The following is a 25,880-nucleotide window of genomic DNA, read 5'->3' on the forward strand; positions in this document are numbered from 1 at the left end:
TGCGCCCACTGCCGCGGCGCGGACGTCCCGCCGGTCAGCAGCGGCCGAGCATGTCCGTCAGCGCGCTCTTCTCGGCGGTGTTGACCGTGAGCTTGAACTTGTACTTCACCGCGGTCCACATCTTCGCGTAGGTGCACCAGTAGCTGGTGAGCGGCGGCTTCCACTGGTCGGGCGACTTGTCGCCCTTCTCCTGGTTGACGTTGTCCGTCACGGCGATCAGCTGCGGGTCGGTGAGGTCGTTCGCGTACGCCTGGCGCTGCGCGGTCGTCCACGCCGACGCCCCGGTGCGCCACGCGTCGGCCAGCGGCACGACGTGGTCGATGTCCACATCGGACGCGGCCGTCCAGGTCGCGCCGTCGTACGGGCTCTTCCAGGTGCCGGACGTCGGGGCGCAGTCCGAACCGGTGACGACGTTCGTGCCGTCGCGCTTGAGGACCAGTTCGCGGGTGTTGCAGCTGTTGCCCTGGTCGATCCAGTGCGGGAACTTGTCCCGGCTGTAGCCGGTCTGCGAACCGTCGGCCTTGACGGTGAGGGCCGCGAGCTCCGACTTCGCCGTGGTCGTGGCCGGAATGCCCGGCGGAGTGGCCTCGGCGACGCTGATCAGCGTCCCGGAAAGCACGGTGGTGGCCGCGACGACGGTCAAGCAATGACGAACAGCACGCCTGGTTGGCATTTTGCTGCCTCCGTGTCAGGTGTGGGGACAGCTAACCCTGATACATCGGAGTGGCTGGTGCAACACGTATGGGTGACATACTGACGCAGCTGGGTTAATTCCTCATGACTTCGCCATCGCGGAATTGCGCTGTCGTTCTCGACGGAGCCCGGGCGGGCGGTCGGCCTGCCCGCCCGGACCGCATCCGCCCTGGTCAGCCGATTCCCAGCACCGACTCGGCCGTCGTCCAGTCGGTCAGCATGGCGTGCTGCGCGGCCGTCAGAGTGGCTTTTTTCGCGCAGACGGCTTTCTTCACCGCGTTTTCCACGCTGTCCTTCGAATACGAATTCTCGCTCCCCGAGTGCGGCTCCGGCCAAAGGTTCTTCGGATCCTTCGGCGCGCCGCCGAGTTCGAGCGGGAGGAAATGGTCTTCTTCGTAGTCGGAAAGGCTCGTGTCGGAATACCCGTAGTCCGTGATCCCCTGCACCTTCAGTTTGTTGGTGTAGGAGGTCGACGGCCGGATCGTCGCGGTCCAGCCGGAAACGCAGATGGTCGAGCCGATCGTCGACTGCGTGACGTCCGGGTTCAGCGCGCCGGGCGTGCAGGTCGGGTCCGGCAGCGGTAGATCCGCCTGTGAGCAGGTGGCTTCGGTGGTCGCGGTGGCCGCGCCGGCGACGCCGGTGACGCCGCCGGACAAAGCGGCGACCACGGCGATCGTGGTAAAGGAACAATAAAACGCGCGAATGGTGGGCATCTGACTGCCTCCGTGTCATCGGTGGGGACCGAATAACCATCAGACACGGAAGTGGCAGTAAGCAACACTTGTGGGTGACACTTAGTTAACGCCAGGTGACACCCGTGCGGTTAATGCGTTGCCGATGCAGCGGGAAACATTGTCAAAAAGGGCAATTCGCCGCCGGATTGCCCCGATATGCGCCGTATGACGCTTACCTGGCGGCGGTCAGCCCGGATGAAGAACTTTCATCCGAAAGTCGCGGGGTTCACGCCGCGCCGCGGACCAGCCGGAGGTCCTGCGTGTGCCGGTACCACGTCCACTTGGTCACCGCGCGCTCGTGGACGACGTCGTCGCTGACGGGCCGCGTCGGGATGCAGCCGATCTGGAACGCGCGCGAGTAGAGCGTCGTCGGCCGCTTGAACAGCGTCCCCTTGACGACCCGGACGGCCAGGCCCGGCCCCTCCGGATCCGGGACCACCTCGATCGACGACGCCGGCCCGCGCAGCGCCACCTGCTCGTCGGCGTAGGCCACGCCGCGGACCAGCCGCAGCACCCCCCGCCCGACGAGCACGCCGCCGACGTCGTCGCGGATCAGCGGCACCGGGTCGACCTCGCCGCGCAGGGCCAGCGCGACGGCCTGCAGCGGCGTCTTCGGCAGTCCCCAGAGCGCCGCGACGGCCGAGTCCGGCGACGACGGCACGAACCCGACCGACACGCCGGAGAGGGCGTCCTTGCGGAGCAGGCGCACGACGACCGCGGCGAGGTCCGCGTCGGTGCCCGACACGACGAGGTGATCGTGTTCGCCCAGCAAGGGGTCGATTTCCGTCTTGCCGGGGCGGCTGGGCACGCGGATCGATTCGACGTCATCGACATCTTCGAAGCCGGCCGCGGCCTCACCACAGGCCACCACTAGTCCGCGCACCCGCAGGACCTCCGTTACAGTCATGCACCGGCATTTCCTCAGCGCCACCGGTGTCCGTCCGGGACACTAAACCTCACGTCGTCGAACACCTTGGAGTGTCACATGCCGGCCATCGTGCTCATCGGTGCCCAATGGGGGGACGAAGGCAAGGGCAAGGCCACCGACCTGATGGGTGACCGGGTCCAGTGGGTCGTCCGCTACCAGGGTGGCAACAACGCCGGTCACACGGTGGTCCTGCCGAACGGCGAGAACTTCGCCCTGCACCTCATCCCGTCCGGCATCCTCACCCCCGGCGTGACGAACGTCATCGGCAACGGCGTGGTGGTCGACCCCGGCGTGCTGCTCGACGAGCTGTCCGGCCTCGAAGCGCGGGACGTCGACACGTCCAAGCTGCTGATCTCGGCCGACGCGCACTTGATCATGCCGTACCACGTGGCCATCGACAAGGTCACCGAGCGCTACCTCGGCAGCCGCAAGATCGGCACCACCGGCCGCGGGATCGGCCCCTGCTACCAGGACAAGATCGCCCGCGTCGGCGTCCGCGTGCAGGACCTGCTCGACGAGAAGATCTTCCGGCAGAAGGTCGAAGCCGCGCTGGAGTTCAAGAACCAGGTGCTGGTGAAGGTCTACAACCGCAAGGCCCTCGACGCGAACGAGGTCGTCGACGAGGTGCTGGCGGCCGGCGAGAAGTTCGCGCACCGCATCGCCGACACGCGCCTGCAGCTCAACCAGGCCCTCGAACGCGGTGAAACCGTGCTGCTGGAGGGGTCACAGGGCACGCTGCTCGACGTCGACCACGGCACCTACCCGTTCGTGACGTCGTCGAACCCGACGTCCGGCGGCGCGAGCGCGGGCTCCGGCATCGGCCCGGGCCGGATCACCACGGTGCTCGGCATCCTCAAGGCGTACACCACCCGCGTCGGCTCGGGCCCGTTCCCGACCGAGCTGCACGACGAGTCCGGCGAGTACCTGCGCAAGCAGGGCGGCGAGTTCGGCGTCACCACGGGCCGATCGCGGCGCACCGGCTGGTTCGACGCGGTGATCGCGCGCTACGCGGTGCGCGTCAACGGCATCACCGACTACTTCCTCACGAAGCTGGACGTGCTGTCCGGCCTGGAGAAGGTGCCGGTGTGCGTGGGCTACGAAGTCGACGGGTTCCGCACGCAGGACATGCCGATGACGCAGACCGACGTGCACCACGCGATCCCGATCTACGAAGAGCACCCCGGCTGGTTCGAGGACATCTCGGCGTGCCGCACGTTCGAGGAGCTCCCGGCGAACGCGCGTGCGTACGTCGAGCGCCTGGAAGAGCTGTCGGGCGCCCGGATCTCGGCGATCGGTGTGGGCCCGGGCCGCGAGCAGACGATCGTCCGCCACGAGTTCGTCTGACGTTCAGGTCAGTTTCGTGCTGACCGGGGTCTCGTTGCGGAAGAGGTCGAGCACCGGGCAGTGCTCGTCGACCTCGCGCTTGAGCTCTTCGTAGCGCTCCCGGCTCGCCGGACCCTCCAGTTCGACGGACACCCGCACGTCCCCGAAACCGGGGCGGGTGTTGAAGGAGAAGCCGAAGAAGCCGTGCAGGTCGAGGTCGCCGTCGACGGTGACCTTGACGGAGTCGAGCGGGATGCCGCGTTTCGCCGCCCAGAACTGGTAGGTGATGACCTGGCAGGACCCGAGGGCGGCGAGCGCGAACTCGACGGGGTTGGCCGCGTGGTCGGTCCCGCCGAGCGCCGGCGGCTCGTCGACGGTGAAGCTGTGGTCGCGCACCTTGACCTCGACCTCGGTCTTGGTCCCGGGCTTGAGGTCGTTGGCCACGCTGAAGGAGACGGCGGCGTTGTGCGGGTCCGCGTCGACGGCCTTGCGGGTGCCTTCGATGACGTCGGTCAGCGACATGGGGCTCTCCTCGATGATCGGCATTTCGCCACAGGGTGGGCGAATCTCGCGAGGGGCGCTCGGGTTCTCAAGTCCTGGGAGCACGGGTGCCCGCGATGCGGAAGCACTCGACCGGGGGACGCGAGAACGGTAACGCCGGCGGTAACGGAGCGATAACGAGAGGACAGACCCGCAGCCGGACAGCAGGAGAGCCGTTAGTGAAAAGGCACAGCGTGGAGCCGCCCAGCCGAGGTCCGATCGACGTGACCCGGGTCGCCGGGTTCCGCACCGCCACCGCCGATCCCGACGATCTGCGGCGCGCCGTCACCGCGTCGCCCGGCTTCGCCCGCGCGCACGTCGATCAGCAGGCCGCGGTGCTCGAACTGGTCCTGCAGACGGGGACCACTCAGCCGCGAAGCCGTCTTCGTTCCCTGACAAGGCTTCTGGCTCGCCGACGCTGACTCTCCACGGAGTCAGCTCATCCGGTTCGTGAGGTTCGTCGTCACCGAGAGCTCCTCGAGGTCCAGCTCCCGCAACACCTTCCGCAGGATCTCGTCGTCGAGCCGGCCCGCGCGGTTCTCCTGGAGCATTGCCTTGCGCTGCGTGATCAGGAGCTCCCGCCGCGCCTTCGCGTACTGCGCCTGCGGGCTTCCGGACCGCTCCTCGCCCGTCAACGTGATCGCCGCCTTCGCGAACCGGTAGCGCGTGTCGACGAGCCGTTCCAGGCGCTGCTTCAGCCGGTCGATCTTCTCGGGCGGCAGGTCCAGCGCGGCGAGCCGGTCGCGGCTGATCTCGCGCAGCCGTTCGTGCGCCGCCTTCTGGGCGACCTCGCGGGCGGCCAGCTCTTCGGCTTCGTCGCGCGACGCCTCCGACGGGTCCTGCACCTTCAGCACGCGGATCAGCGGCGGCAGCGTCAGCCCCTGGATCAGCACCGTCCCGATCGCCACGGCGAACGCGAACAGCTGGATCTCCTCGCGCCCCGGCGTACCGGCGGGGACACCGGCGGCCGCGGCCAGCGTCACGACGCCGCGCATGCCGGTCCACGAAAGCACCGCCAGCGACCGCCACGGCGGGGCGGGCCGGCCGCGGCCGAACAGCCGCAACGTCCGCGGCAGGAACGCGAAGACGAACACCGCCGGGATCCGCACCAGCATCGTCACCACCAGCACGACCACCGCGACCAGCGCGAGCGTCCCGTTGTCGCGGGCCGCGTGCTGGGCGCCGTCGAGCACGAACGGCAGCTGCAGCCCCATCAGCGCGAACACCAGCGCCTCCAGCAGGACGTCGATCGACGCCCACACCGATCTGTCCTGCATGCGCGTCGCGGGGGACGCGTACAGCGAGCGGTGCCCCAGGTAGAGCCCCGCGGCGACGACGGCGAGCACGCCCGACCCGCTGAACTCCGCGCCGAACGGGTGCAGGTGCTCGGCGGTGACGTACGCGCCGAACGGCACGACGATCCCGAACGCCGACTCCAGCAGCGGGTCGTCGAGCAGCCGGCGGACCAGCACCACGGCCGCGCCGATCGCCAGGCCGACCGCGATGCCCAGCACGGTCGCCACCCCGAACACCGCGAACCCGTGCCCGGCCGAGCCCGCCGTCCCCGCGACCGCGGCCAGCGCGACCTTGTAGAGCGTCAGCGCGGCGGCGTCGTTGACCAGGCTTTCCCCGGTCAGCACGGTCATCAGCCGGCGCGGCAGCCCGAGCTTGCGCCCGATCGCCACCGCCGTCACCGCGTCCGGCGGCGCCACCACCGCGCCGAGGACCAGCGCCGACGCGAACGGCACTTCCGGCAGCAGCAGGTGCACGACGACCGCGACGACCACCGCGGTCACCGCCACCAGCACCACGCCCAGCGCGACGATCGGGCGCAGGCTGTTCTTGAAGTGCGTCAGCGAGCTTTCCAGCGACGTCGAATAGAGCAGCGGTGGCAGCACGACGGTGAGCACCAGCTCGGGTGCCAGCTCGAACCGCGGCACGCCGGGGATCAGCGCGACCCCGAGCGCGACGACCACCACCAGCAGCGGCGCGGACAGGTTGTAGCGCCGGGCGAGCGCGGTCAGCGCCAGCGAGCCCGCGAGCACGCCCATCAGCGTCAGGATCTCCACGCGCGTGATCCTTCCCCAGGTGGGAAGCGCGCGCTCGGCTTCCCGGCGCGGCGAGGTCGTGAGTGAGAAACAGCGTTAGAACACTGTTTCTCACTCACGACCACTTGCGCCGAGCGTCAGCCGAGTTCCTTCAGCTCCTGCTCGACAGCTGCCAGTTCCGCCTCGGAGCCCTGGACCTTCGGGCCCGTGAACCACTTGCGGGCCGAGAGCACCCACCACAGGGCCGCGCCGCCGAGCACGACCAGGAACGCGATCGGCGTGTAGTTGAAGGAGTCCACCGTCACCGGCGAGACCTGCGGCAGCATGAACAGCACGAAGATCAGCACGACCCACACCGTCGCGACGATGCCGATCGGCTTGCCCCACTTGCCGAGCGTCCACGGTCCCGGCTCGAACGAATCCCCGCGCCGCACCCGCAGGAACACCGGGATCACGTACGCCACGTAGAGCCCGACGACGGCGATCGACGTCACCGCCGCGTAGGCCGTCGCGCTCCACAGGTACGGCAGCGCCAGGATCAGCGCGCCGCCGGCCGCGAGCCACACGGCGTTGGTCGGCGTCTGCGTGCGCTTGTTGATCTTGTGCCAGAACCCCGACCCCGGGATCGCGCCGTCGCGGGCGAACGCGTAGATCATCCGCGAGTTCGCCGTCACCGACGCCATGCCGCAGAACAGCTGCGCGCCGATGCAGATCAGCAGCAGGAACTTGCCGGTGACCGCGCCGGTCGCGTCGATGAAGATCTGCGCGGGCGGCACCCCGGTGGCGGAGTTGACCGCGCCGTCGTAGTCCTGGATCGCGAACGTCAGGCCGATCAGCAGGATCCAGCCCGCGACGAGCGAGACGACGATCGACATGACGATCCCGCGTGGTCCGGCCGTCGCCGCGCTCTTCGTCTCCTCGGTCATGTGCGCCGACGCGTCGTAGCCGGTCAGCGTGTACTGCGCGACCAGCAGGCCGAGCGCGAAGACGTAGAACGTCGAGCCCCAGCCCGTCTGGTTCACGAAGCTGCCGAACACGAACGACGCGTCCTGGTGCTTGGCCGGCACGAAGATCAGCACGCCGACGATCACCAGCACGCCGACGAGGTGCCACCACACGCTGACGTTGTTGAGGATCGCGACGATCCGGACGCCGAAGGTGTTCAGCAGGCCGTGCACCACGAGGATGATCGCGAGCAGCAGGATCGTGTGCCCCGGCGTCGCGGCGTAGCCCCACTGCAGGTCGAGGAACGCGTTGAGGAACAGCGCCGCGCCGAAGTCGATGCCCGCGGTGACCGCGATCTGCCCGATGAGGTTGAACCAGCCGGTGAACCACGACCACACGGGACCGGACTTGTTCGGCGCGAGCTTCGCCGCCCAGTAGTAGAGGCCGCCCGCGGTCGGGTAGCTCGAGCAGACTTCGGCCATGCCCAGGCCGACCAGGATCACGAACACCCCGACCAGTGGCCAGCCCCAGATCATCGCGGCCGGCCCGCCGGTCTTCATGCCGAAGCCGTAGAGGGTCAGGCAGCCGGAGAGGATCGAAATGATCGTGAACGAGACGGCGAAGTTGGAGAACGCCGACATCGTCCGTTTGAGCTCTTGCGCGTAACCCAGCTGGTGGAGGCGAGCGCTGTCGTCGTCGGCGTGCTCGGGAGTGGTCTGCTGGTCGGAAACGTCCATCGGGCACCTCTTGAAAGGTATGCGGCCAGACCATTGAATTCGCCGAAAGTAGCCCCGGTGCGAGGGGGTGTCAAGCCTTCGTCAAGAACTCGTCCAGCTGCCGCAGGAGGCGCCCGCCACCTCGGTGGTCGTTCGAGATCAGCGTCGCGGTGACCCCCGATGACCGCTCGTGCGTGCTCCGGAACGCGACGCCCTGGTCGCCACCTTCCAACCGCACCAGACCGGGGCCGGGCAGCCAGAAACCGAGCCCGTAGTGGTCCGCGCGCAGCATCCGGCCGACCCACTCGCCCGGCACGATCCGGCCGTCGAACAGAGCGGGCCAGAACTTCCGGAAGTCCGGCGCGGAGCTGTAGATCCCGCCGTCGCCGAAGCCTGCGACCGGCAGGCTGAACACGTTGGTGCGGCCGTCTTCCAGGTAGCCGGTGGCCGTCCGGCCGGGCAGCGCGTCCGACCGGAGGAACGCGGTGTCGGTCATCCCGGCGGGCTCGGTGACGCGCGTCCGGACCAGGTCCGGGAAAGGTATGCCCGCGACCCGTTCGGCGATCAGGGCCAGGACGGCGAACGCGCCGTTGTTGTAGTGGAACCGCTCGCCGGGCGGGAACTGCTGCGGGAACCCGTCGAGCGCGGCGAGGTAGTCGGCCGACGTGACGAGACCGGGCGGGGTCTCGGGCGGGTTTTCGTCGTCGCAGTAGTCGCCGATGCCGGACGTGTGGGTCAGCAGGTGCTCCACGGTCACGCGGTCGTCGATCAGCGGCAGGTCGTCGCCGAGGACTTCCCTCGCCGTGGTCCGCAGCTCGAGCCGTCCCTCGGCGACCAGGCCGACGACGACCAGCGCCGTGAACCCCTTGGTGCCGCTGGCGATCGCGAACCGCGTGTCGACGGTGTTCGCCACGCCGTGGGCGCGGTGGGCGTACCCGGAAGCCTCGGCGAGCAACGTCTCGTCACCGCGGCTGACCAGCACGACACCGGAGAAGCCGTCGAATGCCGTGAAGGGCACCTTCATGGACACAGCGTCCGTGCAGGTGCCCTTCATGGCAAAGCGATTACCGGCCCAGGAACGCGTGCAGCGACTCGAGCGCGGTGTCCGCCTGGTCGGCGAAGAAGCCGTCGACGCCGGCCCTGAAGAACGCGGCCTCCTCGGTGAAGACGTCACCGTAGGCGTCCGGCTCGGCCGACGAGCGCAGGTTCGCCGGCAGGAACGGGTTCTCGTTCCGGAACGTGTACGGCTGCACCTTGAGGCCGGCCTTGTGCGCGTCCGCGACGATCGCGGTCGGCGTACCCAGGTTGTCGTTCTTGTCCCGCGGGATGATCTGCGCCTTGTCCGGCCCGAGGTACTTCGCGTACTTCGCGACTTCGCGCAGCCCCTGCGCCGTGACGAGGTCGGCGTACGTCCGCTTGTCGCCCTTCGCGACGAAGTCCGCCGGAGCGCCCGAAGCCGACGTCAGCTGCAGCAGCGGCGTGCGGAGCTGCTTGTGCAGGTCGATCAGGTTCGACACCTCGAACGACTGGATGATCGCCGGCGCGTCCGGCCGGTCGAGGCCGTTGCGCTTGAGGATCGAGACCAGCTTCGGCTCGGTCGGGTTGCCGATCGACTGGAAGAACGTCGAGTGCTTGACCTCCGGGTAGGTGCCGAGCGTCCGGTGCAGCTCCTTGCCGAGCCGCTGGGTCAGGTCGAGCACCTCCTGGAAGGTGGCGATCTGGTAGCGGCCGTTGTAGAGCGTGTTGTGCGGTCGGTTCGCCGGGATCCGCTCGACCGCGCGCAGCGTCTTCAGCTCGGCGAGCGTGAAGTCCTGGGTGAACCAGCCGGTGGTCGAGACGCCGTCGATGACCAGCGTCTTCTTGCGGTTCGCGAACTCGGGGTGCTGCGCGACGTCGGTGGTCCCGCCGATCTCCGGCTCGTGCCGGGCGACGAGCCGGCCGTCCTTGGTCGGCACGAGGTCGACGTCGACGTAGCTCACGCCCATCCGGTAGGCGAGCTCGTACGAGGCGAGGGTGTGCTCCGGCCGGTACCCGGGCGCGCCGCGGTGTCCGATGATCACGGGGTCATCGTGGCCCCGTCCGTGCGCGGCCGCACCGGCGGACCCCCCGCTTTCGGAGGACGCTGCGGACGCGCTCGCCGAACCGACGGCGAGCCCGGTGACGCTCAGCAACGCCAGCCCGGCGAGTGCCAGTACCCCGACACGGTTGCGCTTCATCTGGTGACCTCTTTTCGTACAGGGTGTGCCCTGACTACCCGCGTCACCCTTGATGTCGCAAGCGTCCGAAGTGCGTATCCGGGCGAACCGGGCGGTGAACGCCCAGTGGACTCCTGCTCACACCCGGTGCCGGAGGACGGCGAAATGTCCGGCGCGGACCGGTGCGGATACGCTGTGCGGCGTGCGCGTACTGGTAATCGGGTCCGGCGCCCGTGAGCATGCACTCGTCCTCGCGGCGTCCGGCGACCCCGCGGTCACCGCCATGGCCTGCGCGCCCGGGAACGCCGGGACGGCCGCGATGGCCGAGCAGCTCGGCGTCGAGGCCGCCGACCCCGAAGCGGTCGCCGCGCTCGCCAAGGGCTGGCAGGCCGACCTGGTCGTGGTGGGGCCGGAGGTCCCGCTCGTCGCCGGGGTCGCCGACGCCGTCCGCAAGGCGGGCATCGCCTGCTTCGGCCCTTCGGCCGCGGCGGCTCGCATCGAAGGCTCGAAGGCGTTCGCGAAGGACGTCATGGCCGCGGCGAACGTGCCGACCGCGCGCAGCGAGGTGGTCGACAACCCGGCCCGCCTCGACGCCGCGCTCGCCCGCTTCGGCCCGACGTGGGTGGTCAAGGACGACGGCCTGGCCGCCGGCAAGGGCGTCGTCGTCACCACCGACTACGACGTCGCGCGCAAGCACGCGATCATGCTCCTCGACGGCGGCCACCCGGTCCTCCTGGAGTCCTTTTTGGACGGTCCGGAGGCGTCGCTGTTCTGCTTCGTCGACGGCCACACGGTCGTCCCGCTGCTGCCCGCGCAGGACTTCAAGCGCGTCGGCGACGACGACGCCGGCCCGAACACCGGCGGCATGGGTGCCTACGCGCCGCTGCCCTGGGCGCCGGACAACCTCGTCGACGAACTGGTCGAGACGGTCGTCCAGCCGGTCGCCGACGAGCTGGTCGCGCGGGGCGCGCCGTTCTCCGGCCTGCTCTACGCCGGGCTCGCGCTGACGTCCGACGGCCCGCAGGTCATCGAGTTCAACTGCCGCTTCGGTGACCCGGAGACGCAGGTCGTGCTGGCCCTGCTGCGGACCCCGATCGCGGGGCTGATGCACGCCACCGCCACCGGCAGGCTCGCCGAGCACCCGCCGCTGGAGTGGTCCGGCGGCGCCGCGGTCACCGTCGTGATCGCCGCCGACGGTTACCCCGGCAAGCCGCGCACCGGCGACGTCATCACCGGGGCCGAGCTGGAGGGCGTGCTGCACGCGGGCACCCGCCGCCGCGACGACGGCGCCGTGGTCTCCTCCGGCGGCCGCGTGCTCTCGGTCGTCGGCACCGGCAAGACGCTCAAGTCGGCGCGCAGGCACGCGTACGAGACCGTCGAGAAGGTCCACCTCGCCGGCTCGCACCACCGCACGGACATCGCGCTCAAGGCAGCGAACGGCGAAGTCGGCGCGCCGACGGCCAAGCAGCGCGCCTGATGCGGGGAACCGGCGGGGGACGGAGTTCGTCCGAACTCAGCCTTCTGTCACACCCGGGTTGGTAGCCTCGACGGGAGTCGGCCGGTCACTGTCCGTATGACGTCAGGGGAGCGCATGTCAGGACCCTCGTACGACCTCAGCTCGGCGGTCCCCGTGGCACCGGCGGCCGCGGACGTCCTGGTCCACCCGGACAAGCTCCTGGACGTCGCCCGGATCGTCGAGGAGCAGGCGAACTCCCTCGAAGACCAGCTGCTGACCAAGCTCGGGCTGCTGCGGATCGACGCGCCGTCGGCCGACGTGATCAGCACCCAGTCGATCGACGCCTGGAACACCCTCATCGCCGACGGCGACCGCTCCTACGCGGGCCAGGTCCGCGAGTACGTCGCCGGCCTGAAGCGCCTGGTTTCGCAGCTGCGAGACGCCGCCAAGGACTACCAGATCAGCGACGAGGAGAAGGCGGCGGTGTTCGGTGACCGCGGCAAGCACGGTGCGTAGCCGGCGGCTGCGGATCACCGGGGGCGTGCTCGCGACGGCGGCGCTCGCCGGCTGCTCGGCGGGCACCGACGGCACCCCCTACCCGGTCGAGACGGCCGCGACCGCCGCGTCGCAGAGCGCCAAGGCGGCCCAGCTGCCGCAGCGTCCGGCCGAGCTGACTCTGCAGGGCGTCGACCTGTGCGAGGTCTTCCCCCAGGTGCAGCTCGACGCCATGAAGATCACCAGCGCACCCCGCGAAGCACCGCCGGAAGACGGGCCGACCTGCGTGTTCGACGCGGACGGCGCCGAGCCGGTGCACGCTTACCACGTGCGTGCGGTTTCGGCGGACCTCGACGAGTGGATCACCGGGTCCCGCAAGAAGAACAGCATGACCACCGAGCCGAAGACCATCGGCGGCTACCCGGCGCTGACGAACTACCGCGCGGCCGGCGACCCCGCCGACTGCGAGACGCTCGTCGGCGTCGCGCGGGGCCAGACGCTGGCCGTCCAGACCTTCGCCATCACCCGCGGCAAGCTCACGCAGCCGCAGCTGTGCGAGATGTCGGCGCACGCCGCCGACATCGCGCTGCAGTCCTTGAAAGCACGCAACTAGGGAGGGCGCGTGGAATTCTCCGAGCTCGCGGCCGGCATCCAGAACCACCGGTTCGACGGCTGGACCAACACCGCGATCGCCGACCAGATCACGCGGATGGTCAACGGCGACGGCACCGGCAGCATCGGCACGGCCGTCGACGCGCTGAAGGCCGTCGCGACCGCGCTCGCCCACACCGACCAGACGCTGCGCGCCCAGCTGCTCGAGCTCGGCGTCGAGTGGCAGAGCCAGGCCGGCGGTGCCGCCAGCCAGGTGCTCACCGAGCAGGCCGGGTTCTCCCAGGACGCGACGACGAAGGTCGCGCACGCCGCGGAGATGGTGTTCGAGCAGGGCGAGTCGTTCAACCGGACCAAGTACAAGCTCCCGGACGCCGAGACGGTCCGGAAGGGCGCGGGCGGCTACACGCTCACCGACGGCGTGCTGCTCAGCCTGATCGGGTTCGAGACCGATCACGCCCGGCAGGTCGAGGCCGCGAACGACGCCAAGGCGCAGGCGACCCAGGCGCTGAACGACTACGCGAGCGAGAGCGGCACCAACCTGCTGTCGACGCAGTCGCTGTCCGATCCCGAGTCGCTGAAGCTGGCCGCGCCCGGCATCGCGCCGGGCGTGCTGGACGTCGCGGGTGCCGCCGTCGCGGTGACGCCGGACGGCGGCGTGAAGCCGGCTTCGGACAAGGTCCGCTCGGTGCACGTCGACCCGCCGGTGGTGCAGCCGGTGTCGCACACCGTCCACGCGGACCCGCCGACCCCGGTCTACGGCGTCGCGGCGCAGCAGCCGTCCCGGTCCGTCGCGCAGCCGCCACGTCGGACCGGCACCAGTGGCACGGCTCCCGTGCAGCACACGACGGCTTCGTCGACGACGCCTGCGAGCGCGAAGCCGCCGGCATCGGTGCCCGGCCCCGGCTGGGTCAACGCTCCCGGTCGCGGCCCGTCCTCCGGCGACTCCTCCCACTTCTCGCCCGGTCTCTCGGTCGGGGGCGGCGAGCAGTTCGTCCCGCCGGGTGCGCCCGGCGCCGGGCCGCCCGGCTCGTCGCCGGCGACGGCACCGATCAAGTCGCTCGGCGGCGGTGGGGCGTCCGGCGCCGGCTCGACGGGTGTCGAAGGGTCGCTCGGCGGCACCAACCGCGGTCCCGACGGGGTCTTGGCGAAGGGCCGCACGGTCGGCGCGATGCCGCAGGCGCCGCTCCCGCCCGGCCAGTTCACGTCCGAACGCGGGTTCGTGGCGAAGCCCGGCGCGACACCGGGCGAGCTCGGCGCGGGCGCGGCGGCGGTTGGTGCGGGCGCGGCCGGCGGCGCGCTGAGCGGCGATCGCGAGCGTCTGAAGCGCGAGAAGGGCCAGGCGAAGGGCCCGGTCCGGCCGCTGCCGGTCGGCGAGCTGCCCGAGGAGGAGGCCGTCGCGCTGCGGAAGTCGGAGCAGATCAGTCCGAAGCAGCAGCCCGGCGAGTCGAGGTTCCTGTCCGAGGCGGCCCCGCAGGAGGACGACGCCGAGCACGTCCGCCGCTACGGCGTCGACGACCAGGACCTGTTCGCCGACCAGCGGATGGTTTCGCCCGACGTGATCGGCGACCACAGCGGGGACGGGCGCTGACCGTGTCGCTGGTGCTGTCCGCGCGGGAGTTCGACGTGGTCTGGGAGTCGCTGGGCCTGCCCCGCCGCCACGTCGCGCTGGACGTGCCGAGCGAAGGAACCACCCGCGGCGAGCGGGCCGCGGTCGTGGAAGCGGCGTGGGCGTCGCTGAGCGAGCGGCGCCTGGCCCGCAACGGCCGGGTGTCGGGAGAGGTGGCGGACCTGCTGAACCTGCTGGCGCGCCCCCAGTCCGGCATCGACGTGTGGGTGTGGGCCGAGCGCGAGATCCGCGGCCGCGCGGTGAGCGTCCGCGGCCAGGCGGTCCTGGCGGTGGTGGACCACGGCGAGGTCTGGCTGATCCCGGCCACCGAGGACGGCCTCCCGGAGGCGGCGGTCTCGGTGGCGGGCGACCTCGGCCCGGGCATCGGCCAGACGGTGAGCATCCCGTATTCGTCGTTGAAATCCGCCGACGCGGCCGCTCGCGGTGACGCGAAAGCGCTGGTCACGGCGTTGGAGGATCAGGGCGTGGAGCTGTTCCAGGCCCAGGAGCTGTCGGGCATGCTGCTGGGCCAAGAGGCCCGGGGCCAGTTCGGCGCGGAACGGGTGGGCCGCGACGGAGTGGTCCACCGCGCGGGCCGCGTGCTGGCGTTCTTCGACACGGACGCGGGCCGGTACCTGTTCCAGGTGGCCCCGGACCGCGACGGCCGCGAGTGGGCGACGGTGACCCCGGCGGACAACGCCCTGCTGGCGACCCGGATCCGCGAGCTGATGGCGGAGGCCTGAGCCCCGCCGGGTGGAAGTTGCCGGGATCGGTACGCGTACCCCTCCGGAAGTCATAAAGTAACCGTGGGAACCGTCCTGGTCATCACGACGTCTGATCGGGCGGACACAAGCTTTCCGAAGGGGATGACGAACCGTGCCTGTCTACGACGCCGACTCGATGGCCATCGCGGCCGGCCAGGTGGAGAAACTGAAGGACGAGTTCGAGAAGTCCAAGCACAAGGTCACCGGCCTGGACCACGAAAAGGAAAGCCCCTTCGGTGGGATGGACGCGACGGGCGAGGCCCACGGCGCGGTCGGCAAGTTCAAGGACGGCGTGCACAGCCAGTTCGACGCCGCCGGCAAGCACATGGAGGCGCTGGGGTTCGCCATGCGCAAGGCCGCCGGCCTGATCACCGAGACCGACCAGGTCGGGGCGAGCGACCTCAAGCTGCACGTCGACAAGTGAACTGAGCAGGGGGCACGAGAGTGGGCTTGAACGGGAACGGCGCCGGAACGCCGGACAACTGGGCCGCCTTCATGCAGAAGGTCGACCAGGTCGAAAAGGTCGACCTGAACAAGATCACCGCGGCGGCGGCGCAGTTCCACGAGGCGGGCAAGAACGCCGGCGACCACACCGCGTCCTTGAAGAATTCGACGGACGCGCTCAACGGCGGCGTGTGGGCGGGCCCGGCGGCGGAGCAGTTCTTCGCCTACGTCCGCCAGGTGCGGGACGCCGGTACCAAGGTGCAGACGCACCTCGAGGACGTCGCCAAGGACCTCGACAGCCTCGCGTCGACCCTCGAGCAGATCAAGAAGAACGTCGGGGACAAGCAGCTGGCCGCGGAGAAGGCGGTCAACGCCCGCAACCAGCAGGCCCAGACCGAAATGGACGCGGCGGCCAAGGCGGCCGCGGCCCACGAACAAGACCCGAACAAGCCCGCGCCCAGTCCGACCTCCGCGGAGATCAAGGCGAAGGCGGCGACCGACATCCACACCATCACCGCCGGCTTCGACGGTGACGTGACCGGCCTGCAGACCCAGGCCGACACCGCGATCAAAGCGTCGCAGACGCTGATGTCCCAGCAAATCGAGGGCGGCTACGACCAGGTCCCGCTGCCGAGCAGCTCCGCGACCGCGCCCCAGAGCGCCGGCGGCATCCACAGCAACGGCTCCTCCCACCACGGCGGAGGCGGTGGTGGTGGCGGCGGTGGTGGTGGCGGCCTCGGCCCGAGCGGCGGCCCGCCGTCCTCGCCGCCTCCCGGGAACGTCCAGCAGTGGATCCAGGAAGCCATCAAGGAGCTGCAGGCCGCCGGGGTGCCCGTCACGGATGCCGACATCCCCAACATCTGGGCGATCATCCAGCACGAGTCCGGCGGGAACCCGAACGCCATCAACAACTGGGATTCCAACGCCGCTGCCGGGCACCCCTCCAAGGGACTCATGCAGTGCATCGACTCGACGTTCAACGCGCACAAGCTGCCCGGGCACGACAACATCTACAACCCGGTCGACAACATCATCGCCGGTGTCCGGTACTCCTTCGACCGCTACGGCGGCCTCGGGAACGTGCCCGGCATCAAGGCCATGGCCCACGGCGGTGCCTACCAGGGGTACTGAAGCCCGGCGCCAACTAGCCTGGCCGCATGGTCGATCCCGGAGCCGGGCCCGCGCTGCGGGCCGCCGTGCCGCCCTTCCACGTCATGGACGTCCTCTCCGCGGCCGGCGCCCGGCAGCGCAGTCACGGCGATCTCGTGTCGCTGGCGGCCGGGCAGCCGTCCGCGTCCGCGCCGAAGCCCGTTCTCGACGCTGCCCGCGAAGCGCTGGGCCAAAGCGCCCTCGGCTACACCGAGCAGCTCGGGATCCCGGAGCTGCGCGCGGCCGTCGCCGGGCACTACCAGCGGAAATACCAGCTCGACGTCAGCGCCCAGGACGTCGTCATGACCACCGGGTCGTCCGGGGGCTTCCTGCTCGCGTTCCTCAGCGCCTTCGACCCCGGCGCCAAGGTCGCGATGGCCCGGCCCGGCTACCCCGCCTACCGCAACCTGCTGGCCGTCCTCGGCTGCGAAGTCGTCGAGTTCGCCACCACCGCCGAGACGAACTTCCAGCCGACCGTCGCGCTGCTCGACGAGCTCGGGCCGATCGACGGCCTGATCGTCGCGAGCCCCAGCAATCCCACCGGGACCGTCCTGCCGCCCGGGGAGCTCGCCGCGATCACCGGCTGGTGCTCGTCGCACGGCGTGCAGCTGATCAGCGACGAGATCTACCACGGCATTTCCTACGGTGCCGAGCTCGACTGCGCGTGGCAGTACGGGCGCGAGGCGCTCGTGCTCGGCAGCTTCTCGAAGTACTTCGCGATGACCGGCTGGCGACTCGGCTGGATGCTCGTTCCGCAGCGCCTCCACCGCGCGGTCGACGTCCTGACCGGCAACTTCACCATCTGCCCGCCCGCGGTGTCGCAGTACGCGGCGCTCGCCGCCTTCACGCCGGAGGCGTACGCGGAAGCCGACGCACACGTCGAGCACTACCGCGCCAACCGCGACCGGCTCTTCGCCGGCCTCGAGAGCATCGGTCTCGGCAAGCTCGCCCCCGCCGACGGCGCCTTCTACGCGTACGCCGACGTCAGCGCGTACACCGACGACAGCCTGAGCTGGTGCCAGCGGCTGCTCGCCGACACCGGCCTCGCGATCACGCCCGGCATCGACTTCGACCCGGTCGACGGCGGCAAGTACGTCCGGTTCTCCTTCGCCGGCAGCGCCGAGGACGTCGACGAAGGCGTCCGGCGGCTCGGTGGGTGGCTGCGCCAGGGGGAACCCTGATTCATCCCTGAACGTTGGCTCGACGAGGGGAGTTTCCCCGGCCGGGATGTCAGAGTGGAGTCATCGGGCCGGAGGGGCCACGGGAGCAATCGGAGGAAGCCATGTTCTGGAAGATCGTCGGCGGCCTGATCGTCGCCTGGGTGGCGTTCATGGTGCTGGGCGCTGTGATCGGCTTCGTGTTCAAGGCCGTCCTCTGGATCGCCATTATCGGCGGCATCGCCTTCCTCGGCGCGGCCGGTTACCGCGCGATCACCGGCGGCAAGAAGGACCCCAGGCGCATCAACCGTTATTGAGTCTTACGGGATCCGCGCCACGCCGCCCAGCCACGTCCAGTTGACCGGCGTCAGCGGCGTCAGGCGCGGCCCGTCCGGCCACCACAGGTGCGGCGCGGTCAACCCGGGCTCGAGCAGGTCGAGGCCGTCGAAGAACGACGCGATCTCGGCCCGCGTGCGGTAGAGCGTGTCGAGCCCGGTGCCGCTGAGCCGCTTCTGCAGTGACGTGGCAACGGCGGCCGCTTCGGAGCCGTCGTCCGGGTTGTGCTGGTGGAGCAGGACCAGGTACGACCCCGGCGCCAGCGCGCCGACATAGGACTGGACGACCTGCCGGGCGCGTTCCAGGTCCGTGATGTGGTGGACGATGGCGCACAGCACGAGCCCGACGGGCCGATCGAAGTCGATGAATCGCTTCACATCCGCGAGGGTCTCTTCGGGGCTGAGGAGGTCGCTGCCCGAGATGTGGGTGAAGTCGTTGTCGACGAGCAGCGCCCGGCCGTGCGCCTCCACGACCGGGTCGTTGTCGACGTAGACGACGTGCGCCTCCGGGTTGTACTTCTGCGCCACCTGGTGGGTGTTCTCCACCGTCGGGAAACCGGAGCCGAGGTCGAGGAACTGATCGACGCCGAGCCGTTCGGTCAGGTACCGGACGGCGCGGATGAGCCACTGCCGGACTTCCCGCGCCATCGCCTGCGATTCCGGCGCGATCTCCAGGATCTCCCGCAGCACCACGCGGTCGGCTTCGTAGTTGTCCTGCCCGCCCATCAGCGCGTCGAAGACGCGGGCGATGCTCGGCCGGTCGAAGTCGACGCGGGCCGACGGTCGTTCGCTCGTCGTCATGGCGGCCTACCGGGGGTCGGGGTCCGTGCAGCCTAGGCCAAGGTGGATCACCGCCGGTAGGCGGACGTGCGGTGCGGGTGAGCTCAGCCGAGCCACGCCTGGGCCGCGTCGGCGCCGTTCCACACCTGCGCCTTGAGCCCGACCGCCCGCGCACCCTCCACATTGGACGGACGGTCGTCGAAGAACAGGCAGTCGGCCGGCTCCGCGCCGAGCTCGTCGAGCAGCAGGCGGAAGATCTTCGCGTCCGGCTTGACGCACCGGACGTCGCCCGAGAACAGCGTCACGCGGAAGTGGCGCGCCCACTCCTGCTCGCGGACCCATTCGCCGAAGACCACCGGCGCGTTCGACAGCAGCGCGAGCGACGCGCCGGCCTCGGAGAGCGCTTCGAACAGCGCCTGCGACGACGGTTCCAGGTGACCCCAGCCCTCGACGTCGATGCGGGTCAGCTCGTCCGACAGCTCTTCGTCGACGGACACGCCCACCGCCTTGCCGACCGCCTGCCAGTACTCGAGCGGAGTGCTCCCGGCGTCGAAGGGAATCCGGTAGTCCCAGTACGCCTTCTCGAACTCCGGCAGCGGCGCGCCCATCGCCTCGGCCATGGCCGGGCGGGCCACGCTCGGCTTGCTCAGCACGTCGCCGTAGTCGAACACGATCCAGTTCACGGTTCCCCCAGGGAGTTCACGCGCCGGCCTTGATCCGGCGCAAGGCTTCTTCGACGTCGGTCGCGCTCAGGTCCCGGTGCGTGACGAACCGGACCTTGCCCGCCATCGGCACCGCGCGGATCCCGAGCGAATCGAGCCAGGCCAGCGCGGTCGGGATGTCGGGCACCTGGGCGAGCACGATGTTGGTGTCGGGGACGTTCGTCGCCCAGCCGTACTCGGCCAGGCCCTCGGCCAGGCGCCGCGCGTTCTCGTGCGACTCGGCCAGCTCGGGGACGCGGTCCAGCGCGACCAGGCAGGCCGCGGCCAGGACGCCGCCCTGCCGGACGCCGCCGCCGAGCATCTGCCGCATCCGGCGCGCCCGTTCGACGAACGCGGCGCTGCCCGCGACGACCGAGCCGACCGGCGCGCCGAGGCCCTTGCTGAAGCAGGCCGAGACGGTGTCGACGCCGACGGTCAGCGCGGCCGGCGGCACTCCGAGCGCGACCGCGGCCTGCCAGAGCCGGGCGCCGTCGAGGTGCACGGTCAGGCCGGCTTCCTTCGCGACGGACAGCAGCTGGGCGTGCTCGTCGGGCGGGGTCACCGCGCCACCGGCGGCGTTGTGCGTGTTCTCGAGGCAGAGCAGAGATGTCCGTAATGTGAAGTACGGTCCGGGCTGTCCGATCGCGGCCGCGAGGGCGTCGGGCGAAGGGCGGCCCGGGCCGCCGTCGTGCTCCAGGATGTCCGGCATCCCGCCGGCCAGCCACGCCGCCGAGCCCAGCTCGTTGGCCAGCACGTGGGCACCGCGCGTGGCCAGGAACCGGTCGCCGCGCTGCAGGTGGAGGCTCAGCGCGACGAGGTTCGCCATGGTCCCGCTCGGCACCCACAGGGCGGCCGGCATGCCCAGGACGTGCGCGGCGCGCTCCTCCAGCGCCTGGACCGTCGGGTCGCGCTCGAGGACGTTGTCGCCGACTTCGGCGGACGCCATCGCCGCGCGCATCGTGTCATCCGGACGGGTGACGGTGTCGGAACGGAAGTCCAGCGGCGGCAGCGTGAAGGTCACGGAGCGATCACATCACACCCACCTCGCGGGGATCAATGAGCCCTCGGGTGGTCGAACCCACTCGGTCCGTGCAACCGTGGACGCCCCTGATTCCGTCCTACCCACCGACGACGACAGAGCGGAGCACGACTGCGCGTGGACCAGCGCGACGAGCAGGAGTTCGCGGAGTACTTCGCCGCCAGGCGGGACGCCGTGCGCCGGACCGCGTACATGCTCTGCGGCGACTGGCACCGGGCGGACGACCTCGCGCAGACGGCGTTCGTCGCGCTGCACCGGAGGTGGAAGAAGATCAGGGATCGCGCGGCGACCGACGCGTACGTCCGCAAGACGCTCGTGCGGGCGTCGATCGACGAATCGCGGCGTCCGTGGCGGCGCGAGTGGCAGACCGAGACGCTGCCGGAGCCGGTGGACGACTCGCCCGGCCTCGACGAGCTCGTCGCGACCAGGGAAGACCTGCTCACGGCGTTGAAGGAAGTGCCGCCCCGGCAGCGGGCGGTGCTGGTCCTGCGGTTCTTCGAGGGACTCGACGTGACCAGCGCGGCGACGGAGCTCGGCTGCAGCGAAGGCAACGTGAAGAGCCAGACCGCGCGCGGGCTGGCGAACCTCAAGCAGGTGCTGGAACGGGAGGTGGAGACCAATGGATGAGCAGGAGCTGCGCTCGTTGTTCTCCGCCGCGCCCGGCGACGCGCCTTCGGCGACGTTCACGCAGGACGACGTCGTCCGCGAATCCCGCCGCCAGACCGTCCGCCGCAACCGGATCACCGCCGGGGTGAGCGCCGCGGCGCTGGTGGTCGTCGGGTTCGGTGCATACGGAGTGCTGTCCGGGGGTACCCCCGAGTCGCTGACGTCCGCGAGCAACGGCGTGATGTCGTCGCAGTCCGGGCCGGGATCGGGGCAACCCGGCGTGAGCCCGGCACGTCCTGAAGTCGGTGGGGAGTCACCGAACTTCTCGTCCGCACCACCTCGGCAGGGAGGTGACCAGGGCGGGAAGACCGGCCAGCTGGCCGAAGGCGCCTCCGGGTGCGAACAGGTGGACGGGGAGCTCGCCACCGCCCTCGCTGGCGAGCTCCCCGGCCACGTCGCCGGTACCCCGGCCGTGCCGGGCGGCGCCTGTTCGACGGTGTCGCGCTCCGCGGGGTTCCCGGTCCCGGGCGGTGAGGTGTCCGCCGCGTTGTACCCGAAGGGCGTCCCGGTCGTCTTCAAGTCCCAGCCGGCCGGCGCGGTCACGGCCCAGGTGGCCACCGCGTCCGGTGGGGTGCTGGTGCTGGTCAGCGTGCCTTCGGCCGGGGCGACGGCACCGTACGCGAGCCAGGTCGCCGCGTTCGCGCACGCTCTCGCGCCCCAGTTCTGAGCCCGGGTCCGCCCGGTTGGCAGAATGACCGGTCATGACCGCTGCGACCACCCCGAAGGGGGAACGACGGCGCACCGCGCTCGTCGAGGCCGCCGCGAAGCTGCTCGTCGAGGGCGGGTTCGACGCCGTCCGGCACCGGGCGGTCGCCGAGCGCGCCGGGCTGCCGCTCGCCTCGACGACGTACTACTTCGACTCGCTGGAAGAGCTGGTCACGGCGGCCGTCGAGCACCACTCGAACGCCGAGCTGGAGACGGGCCGCCGCCGGCTGGAGGAGCTGGCGACGCGCAACCGCGGCGTCCAGGCGACCGTCGACCTGGTGCTGGAGATGCTGCTGGGGCCGGAGACCGACGACCCGGAGGCCGACGCGGAAGCCGTGCTGCTGCGGTACGAGCGCCTGGTCGCGACCGGTCGCCGCCCGTACCTGCGGCCGCTGATGCGGACGTTGTCGGTCCAGCTCAACGAGCTGCTGACGGAGATCTTCGCGCGCTCGGGCACGCCGGTTTCCCCCGACGAACTCGAACGGCTGGTGGCGCTGGTCGACGGCGCGGTCGTCAACGCGCTGATCGCGATCGACCCGGCCCCGCGCGCCGCGGCGTCGCGCATGTTGCAGGCGGCCCTGGACGGTTCCTAGCTACTGTCGCCGAGTGGATCTGAACCTGCTGACCGCCCTGGACGCGCTGCTGGAGGAGAACTCCGTACAGGCGGCCGCCGACCGGCTGCACCTGACGCCCCCGGCGATGAGCCGCACGCTGGCCAGGATCCGGGCGACGACCGGCGACGACATCCTGGTCCGCACCGGCCGCACGATGACCCCGACGCCCCGCGCGCTGGCGATGCGCGACGAGGTGCGGGCGCTGGTGGCCCGCGCGAACCGCGTCCTGGCCCCGGCCCGCACGGTCGACCCGGCGACGCTGCGGCGCACGTTCACCATCCAGGGTCACGACGCGCTGCTGGCGGCGCTGTTCCCGGCGTTGCTGCGCACGGCGTCGGCGGAGGCGCCCGGCATCGGCCTGCGGCTGCTGGCGGAGGCCCCGGTGGACACGCCGGACCTGGCCCGCGGCCACGTCGACCTGCAGGTCGGGGCGACGGTGCCGGCAACCCCGGAAATCAGTCACGAAGTGGTCGGCGAGGACCGCCTGGTGCTGGTGAGCCGAGCCGGCGTGCGCCTGGACGTCGAGGAGTTCGCGGCGGCCGAGCACGTGATCGTGTCGCGACGGGGACGGCTGCGCGACGGCGTGGACAAGGCGCTGGCCGAGCTGGGCCTGCGCCGCCGCGTGGTGGCAGCCCTCCCGACGGCGGCGCTGGCCCTGCAGGCGATCGCGCACAGCGGCGTCGTGGGAGTGCTGGCCGACCGGGCCACGGCGCTCGCGCGGGCGGACATCGGGTTGGCGGCGACGGAGCTGCCGCTGGACCCGCCGCCGGCCCCGGTCGTAGTGAGCTGGCACAGCCGCTACGACACCGACCCGGCCCACGACTGGCTGCGCGCCCACTGCCGGACGGCGCTGGCGGACGTGCTGACGGGGTCTGCCGCGGCTGGTCGTGAGTGAGAAACAGTGTTCTAACACTGTTTCTCACTCACGACCTCAGGTGGGCAGTGCCACCAGCACTTCCCCGCGCGGCCCGTCTTCCGCCGCGTCGAGCATCGCCGCCGCCACCGTCGCGTGGCTGATCGTCGACGGGAACAGGCGGCGGGGCACTTCGCCGACTCGCACCGAGCGCCGGGTCGGGCTGATCGGGCCGGTCTTCATCGGGCCCACGTGGACCACCGTCCCGCCCATGCCGAGGATCGCCGCGTCCGCGCTCGTCTTGTCCGGCAGTTCGTCCTTCAAGAAGCGTGCCAGCAGAGTGCGGGTCAGCCAGCCCGCCGCCCCCGCGGAGGGCCCGGTCCCCAACGCCCCGACGGACACCGCACGCGACGGCGCCGCGGCCACGACCGCACGAGCCCCGGCCGTCAGCACGCCCGGCGGGTCACCCTTCCGCAAGCCCAGCGCGTCGAGCACGGTTTCACTGCCCCGCAACGCATCCGCGATCCCGGTGGCGTCGTGGACGTCGGCCGCGATCGGCGTCAGCCGCTCGGCGGGAGCCGGCGAAGGGCGACGGCTGATGGCCACCACCTCGTGCCCGCGCGAAAGCGCCTGCCGCACCAGCTCGCTGCCCACCGCGCCCGAAGCGCCGAGCACCGCCACCCGGCTCATCGCAGCACCTCGAGCGCCGAGGCGTGCAAACCCGGTGCGGCGACGAGGATGTCGGCCGCGTTGACGTCCCAAGCCGAACCCGCCAGGTCCGTGACGATCGCGCCCGCTTCCCCGGCCAGCAGGGACCCGGCCGCCGTACCCGGCAGGTCGGGTTCGTACTGCCAGAACACGTCGTACTGCCCGGAAGTCAGGCCCAGCAACGGAAACACCGTCGGGATCGTGTTGCGCACCAGCAACGCCCGCGAAGCCATCTCGACGAACGCACTCGCGAACCGCTCGTAAACACCACGGTCGTTGCCCGCCTGGCTGGCCGTCACCGCTGCCGCCGAAAGGTCCGTCTTGGCCGACACGCGCAACAGTTCTCCGTTGAGACGCGCTCCCTGCCCGCGCGCCGCCGTCCACGTCAGGTCACCGATCGGCCGGCGGACGACGGTCCGCTCCGGCTGCCCGTCCGTCACCAGCGTGATCGTCACGCCCCACTCCGGCAGGCCGTGCACGTGGTTGACCGCGCCTTCGGCGCCGTCGACCACCCACCACCGCCCCGGCGGCACGACCCGGCCGCGCTCGTCTTCGTCCCACCAGTCCACGCCGGGCACGGCGCCGTCGAGCGCCTCACGCACGATCGTCGTCGAGGTCGCTTCGAGCTGGGTGCCGAGCTCGTACATCGCCGCCCGGCCGGGCGGCCGGCTCGCCGGGTCGTACGAAGCGAGCAAAGCCAGCCCGGCCTTCTCGGCCGCCTGAACCATCAGCGTCAGCACGTTGTCGTTGGTCATGAAGCCATTACGGCACGACCGGCAGCCTGATTCAAATGCAATCTACTTAATCGACGAGTTACCGCCGCGCAGTTGTCTCAGTCCTTCCGCTGCGCCTTCGCCAGGTCGTCGCGGGACTTCGTGACGAGGGCGAGCATCGCCTGCTCCGCCGCCGTGGGATCGCCGGCGACGATCGCGTCGAGCACCTTCCGGTGGCTCGGCACCGGGTCCTCCGCCGCCGACGCCCCGTGCACCAGCTTGTCGCGCTCGGCCAGCCCGATCGCGATGATCCGTTCCATCCGCATCAGGAAGTTGTTGTGGGTGGCGGTCATCAGCCGCCGGTGGAACGCGAGGTCGGCCTGGACGCTCGCCTCGGCGTCGTCGGCCGCGGCCATGTCGGCCAGTGCCTCCCGCAGCGATTCGACGTCCTCCTCCGACGCCCTCTCGGCCGCGATCCGCGCCGCCGCCGGTTCGACGACGGTGCGCACCTCGGTCAGCTCGTCGAGCAGGCCCGGGTCGTCGGCGGCCGCGGTCTGCCAGCGCATGACGTCGGCGTCGAGCATGTTCCACAGCTCGCGCGGCTGGACGAACGTGCCGCGCTTCTGCCGCGCGTCGATCATCCCCTTCGCGGCCAGCACCTTCAGGGCTTCGCGCAGCGCGGTCAGGCTGATGTCGAGCTCCTCGCGCAGCGCGGGCAGGTCCAGGACGGTGCCCTCGCCCCACTCGTCGGAGAGGATCCGGCTGGCCAGTGCCTCCACGGTCTGGCCGTGCAACCCGCGTGGCCGGTGTTCGGTCAATGGAGGGGCCCTCTCAGCTGGCAGGTCGTGATCGGAGCCATCCTACGCCGCACACGAAGTCGTCATAAATTATGAATACATCTTGACACCGGCGTCGCCCGGTTGCACTCTTTGGCAGCAGTCACGCCCGAGCGGGCGCCACC

29 protein-coding genes are annotated in these 25,880 nt (G+C 70.7%); 15 read left to right on the forward strand and 14 right to left on the reverse strand.

Annotated elements, in window-relative coordinates:
- Positions 1-34: 34 nt before the first annotated feature.
- The 3 genes from OG738_RS12740 to OG738_RS12750 form a co-directional block, all read right to left on the reverse strand.
- A complete protein-coding gene (locus OG738_RS12740; protein ID WP_329053845.1) occupies positions 35-673 on the reverse strand; it encodes an HNH endonuclease family protein in 639 nt (212 codons plus the stop codon).
- Positions 674-866: 193 nt separating this feature from the next.
- Positions 867-1,406, reverse strand: a complete 540-nt coding sequence (locus OG738_RS12745; protein ID WP_329053846.1) for a hypothetical protein — start codon at positions 1,404-1,406, stop codon at positions 867-869.
- 247 nt (positions 1,407-1,653) lie between these two features.
- Positions 1,654-2,334 (reverse strand): hypothetical protein, encoded by a 681-nt coding sequence (locus tag OG738_RS12750; protein ID WP_442875895.1) that lies wholly within the window; start codon positions 2,332-2,334, stop codon positions 1,654-1,656.
- Positions 2,335-2,412: 78 nt separating this feature from the next.
- On the opposite strand from OG738_RS12750, the gene OG738_RS12755 reads away from it, so the two are divergent.
- Entirely contained in the window at positions 2,413-3,699 is a 1,287-nt protein-coding gene (locus OG738_RS12755; RefSeq protein WP_329053847.1) for an adenylosuccinate synthase, read from the forward strand.
- A gap of 3 nt (positions 3,700-3,702) precedes the next feature.
- On the opposite strand, the gene OG738_RS12760 is transcribed toward OG738_RS12755, so the two are convergent.
- Positions 3,703-4,200, reverse strand: coding sequence for an OsmC family protein (locus OG738_RS12760; protein WP_329056687.1), 498 nt, complete (start codon positions 4,198-4,200; stop codon positions 3,703-3,705).
- A gap of 242 nt (positions 4,201-4,442) precedes the next feature.
- Between OG738_RS12760 and OG738_RS12765 the strand changes: the two genes are divergently transcribed.
- Positions 4,443-4,640: a hypothetical protein gene (locus tag OG738_RS12765; RefSeq protein WP_329053849.1), complete on the forward strand. Its 198-nt coding sequence runs from the start codon at positions 4,443-4,445 to the stop codon at positions 4,638-4,640.
- 12 nt (positions 4,641-4,652) lie between these two features.
- On the opposite strand, the gene OG738_RS12770 is transcribed toward OG738_RS12765, so the two are convergent.
- The 4 genes from OG738_RS12770 to OG738_RS12785 form a co-directional block, all read right to left on the reverse strand.
- Complete coding sequence (locus tag OG738_RS12770) at positions 4,653-6,287, reverse strand: cation:proton antiporter (RefSeq protein WP_329053851.1); 1,635 nt, start codon at positions 6,285-6,287, stop codon at positions 4,653-4,655.
- A gap of 116 nt (positions 6,288-6,403) precedes the next feature.
- Positions 6,404-7,948 carry an amino acid permease gene (locus OG738_RS12775; protein ID WP_329053853.1) on the reverse strand — a complete coding sequence of 515 codons (1,545 nt, stop codon included), beginning with the start codon at positions 7,946-7,948 and terminating at the stop codon, positions 6,404-6,406.
- Between the two features lie 70 nt (positions 7,949-8,018).
- On the reverse strand, positions 8,019-8,951 hold the full coding sequence (locus OG738_RS12780; protein WP_329053855.1) for a serine hydrolase domain-containing protein: 933 nt from the start codon (positions 8,949-8,951) through the stop codon (positions 8,019-8,021).
- Positions 8,952-8,991: 40 nt separating this feature from the next.
- On the reverse strand, positions 8,992-10,143 hold the full coding sequence (locus OG738_RS12785; RefSeq protein WP_329053857.1) for a glycerophosphodiester phosphodiesterase: 1,152 nt from the start codon (positions 10,141-10,143) through the stop codon (positions 8,992-8,994).
- A gap of 181 nt (positions 10,144-10,324) precedes the next feature.
- Between OG738_RS12785 and purD the strand changes: the two genes are divergently transcribed.
- The 9 genes from purD to OG738_RS12830 all read left to right on the forward strand — a co-directional run bounded on the left by purD (position 10,325) and on the right by OG738_RS12830 (position 18,122).
- Entirely contained in the window at positions 10,325-11,599 is a 1,275-nt protein-coding gene (gene purD / locus OG738_RS12790; RefSeq protein ID WP_329053858.1) for a phosphoribosylamine--glycine ligase, read from the forward strand.
- 114 nt (positions 11,600-11,713) lie between these two features.
- Positions 11,714-12,094: a hypothetical protein gene (locus OG738_RS12795; RefSeq protein ID WP_329053859.1), complete on the forward strand. Its 381-nt coding sequence runs from the start codon at positions 11,714-11,716 to the stop codon at positions 12,092-12,094.
- A gap of 25 nt (positions 12,095-12,119) precedes the next feature.
- Positions 12,120-12,686, forward strand: coding sequence for a DUF3558 domain-containing protein (locus OG738_RS12800; RefSeq protein ID WP_329056688.1), 567 nt, complete (start codon positions 12,120-12,122; stop codon positions 12,684-12,686).
- 9 nt (positions 12,687-12,695) lie between these two features.
- On the forward strand, positions 12,696-14,273 hold the full coding sequence (locus tag OG738_RS12805) for a hypothetical protein (protein WP_329053861.1): 1,578 nt from the start codon (positions 12,696-12,698) through the stop codon (positions 14,271-14,273).
- Between the two features lie 2 nt (positions 14,274-14,275).
- Positions 14,276-15,034 carry an ESX secretion-associated protein EspG gene (locus OG738_RS12810; RefSeq protein WP_329053863.1) on the forward strand — a complete coding sequence of 253 codons (759 nt, stop codon included), beginning with the start codon at positions 14,276-14,278 and terminating at the stop codon, positions 15,032-15,034.
- Positions 15,035-15,167: 133 nt separating this feature from the next.
- Complete coding sequence (locus OG738_RS12815; RefSeq protein ID WP_329053864.1) at positions 15,168-15,479, forward strand: hypothetical protein; 312 nt, start codon at positions 15,168-15,170, stop codon at positions 15,477-15,479.
- A 20-nt stretch (positions 15,480-15,499) separates the two neighbouring features.
- Positions 15,500-16,630, forward strand: a complete 1,131-nt coding sequence (locus OG738_RS12820; RefSeq protein ID WP_329053865.1) for a transglycosylase SLT domain-containing protein — start codon at positions 15,500-15,502, stop codon at positions 16,628-16,630.
- Positions 16,631-16,656: 26 nt separating this feature from the next.
- A complete protein-coding gene (locus tag OG738_RS12825) occupies positions 16,657-17,829 on the forward strand; it encodes a pyridoxal phosphate-dependent aminotransferase (protein WP_329053867.1) in 1,173 nt (390 codons plus the stop codon).
- A gap of 101 nt (positions 17,830-17,930) precedes the next feature.
- A complete protein-coding gene (locus tag OG738_RS12830) occupies positions 17,931-18,122 on the forward strand; it encodes a hypothetical protein (RefSeq protein ID WP_329053868.1) in 192 nt (63 codons plus the stop codon).
- Between the two features lie 3 nt (positions 18,123-18,125).
- Here OG738_RS12830 and OG738_RS12835 read toward each other — a convergent pair whose 3' ends face one another.
- The 3 genes from OG738_RS12835 to OG738_RS12845 all read right to left on the reverse strand — a co-directional run bounded on the left by OG738_RS12835 (position 18,126) and on the right by OG738_RS12845 (position 20,642).
- Positions 18,126-18,941, reverse strand: a complete 816-nt coding sequence (locus tag OG738_RS12835; RefSeq protein ID WP_329053870.1) for an SAM-dependent methyltransferase — start codon at positions 18,939-18,941, stop codon at positions 18,126-18,128.
- An 83-nt stretch (positions 18,942-19,024) separates the two neighbouring features.
- Positions 19,025-19,603: an HAD family hydrolase gene (locus OG738_RS12840; protein ID WP_329053872.1), complete on the reverse strand. Its 579-nt coding sequence runs from the start codon at positions 19,601-19,603 to the stop codon at positions 19,025-19,027.
- A 16-nt stretch (positions 19,604-19,619) separates the two neighbouring features.
- Complete coding sequence (locus OG738_RS12845) at positions 19,620-20,642, reverse strand: threonine aldolase family protein (protein ID WP_329053874.1); 1,023 nt, start codon at positions 20,640-20,642, stop codon at positions 19,620-19,622.
- A gap of 135 nt (positions 20,643-20,777) precedes the next feature.
- Here OG738_RS12845 and OG738_RS12850 point away from each other — a divergent pair, with 135 nt between their 5' ends.
- Genes OG738_RS12850 through OG738_RS12865 form a run of 4 tightly spaced genes read left to right on the forward strand, consistent with a single transcriptional unit; the run spans position 20,778 to position 23,540 of the window.
- Positions 20,778-21,287 (forward strand): SigE family RNA polymerase sigma factor, encoded by a 510-nt coding sequence (locus OG738_RS12850; RefSeq protein WP_329053876.1) that lies wholly within the window; start codon positions 20,778-20,780, stop codon positions 21,285-21,287.
- Positions 21,280-21,993, forward strand: a complete 714-nt coding sequence (locus tag OG738_RS12855; RefSeq protein WP_329053877.1) for a hypothetical protein — start codon at positions 21,280-21,282, stop codon at positions 21,991-21,993. Before OG738_RS12850 ends, OG738_RS12855 begins: the two co-directional genes overlap by 8 nt.
- A gap of 34 nt (positions 21,994-22,027) precedes the next feature.
- Positions 22,028-22,624, forward strand: a complete 597-nt coding sequence (locus tag OG738_RS12860) for a TetR/AcrR family transcriptional regulator (protein ID WP_329053879.1) — start codon at positions 22,028-22,030, stop codon at positions 22,622-22,624.
- A gap of 13 nt (positions 22,625-22,637) precedes the next feature.
- Positions 22,638-23,540 (forward strand): LysR family transcriptional regulator, encoded by a 903-nt coding sequence (locus OG738_RS12865; protein WP_329053881.1) that lies wholly within the window; start codon positions 22,638-22,640, stop codon positions 23,538-23,540.
- A 36-nt stretch (positions 23,541-23,576) separates the two neighbouring features.
- On the opposite strand, the gene OG738_RS12870 is transcribed toward OG738_RS12865, so the two are convergent.
- The 3 genes from OG738_RS12870 to OG738_RS12880 form a co-directional block, all read right to left on the reverse strand.
- Complete coding sequence (locus OG738_RS12870; protein ID WP_329053883.1) at positions 23,577-24,188, reverse strand: NAD(P)-dependent oxidoreductase; 612 nt, start codon at positions 24,186-24,188, stop codon at positions 23,577-23,579.
- Positions 24,185-24,961: an inositol monophosphatase family protein gene (locus OG738_RS12875; RefSeq protein ID WP_329053885.1), complete on the reverse strand. Its 777-nt coding sequence runs from the start codon at positions 24,959-24,961 to the stop codon at positions 24,185-24,187. The genes OG738_RS12870 and OG738_RS12875 overlap by 4 nt, the downstream gene beginning before the upstream one ends.
- Positions 24,962-25,038: 77 nt before the next feature.
- On the reverse strand, positions 25,039-25,737 hold the full coding sequence (locus OG738_RS12880; RefSeq protein ID WP_329053887.1) for a FadR/GntR family transcriptional regulator: 699 nt from the start codon (positions 25,735-25,737) through the stop codon (positions 25,039-25,041).
- Between the last annotated feature and the right edge of the window lie 143 nt (positions 25,738-25,880).

Origin of the sequence: Amycolatopsis sp. NBC_01488 (assembly GCF_036227105.1) — a bacterium.
GTDB lineage: Bacteria > Actinomycetota > Actinomycetes > Mycobacteriales > Pseudonocardiaceae > Amycolatopsis.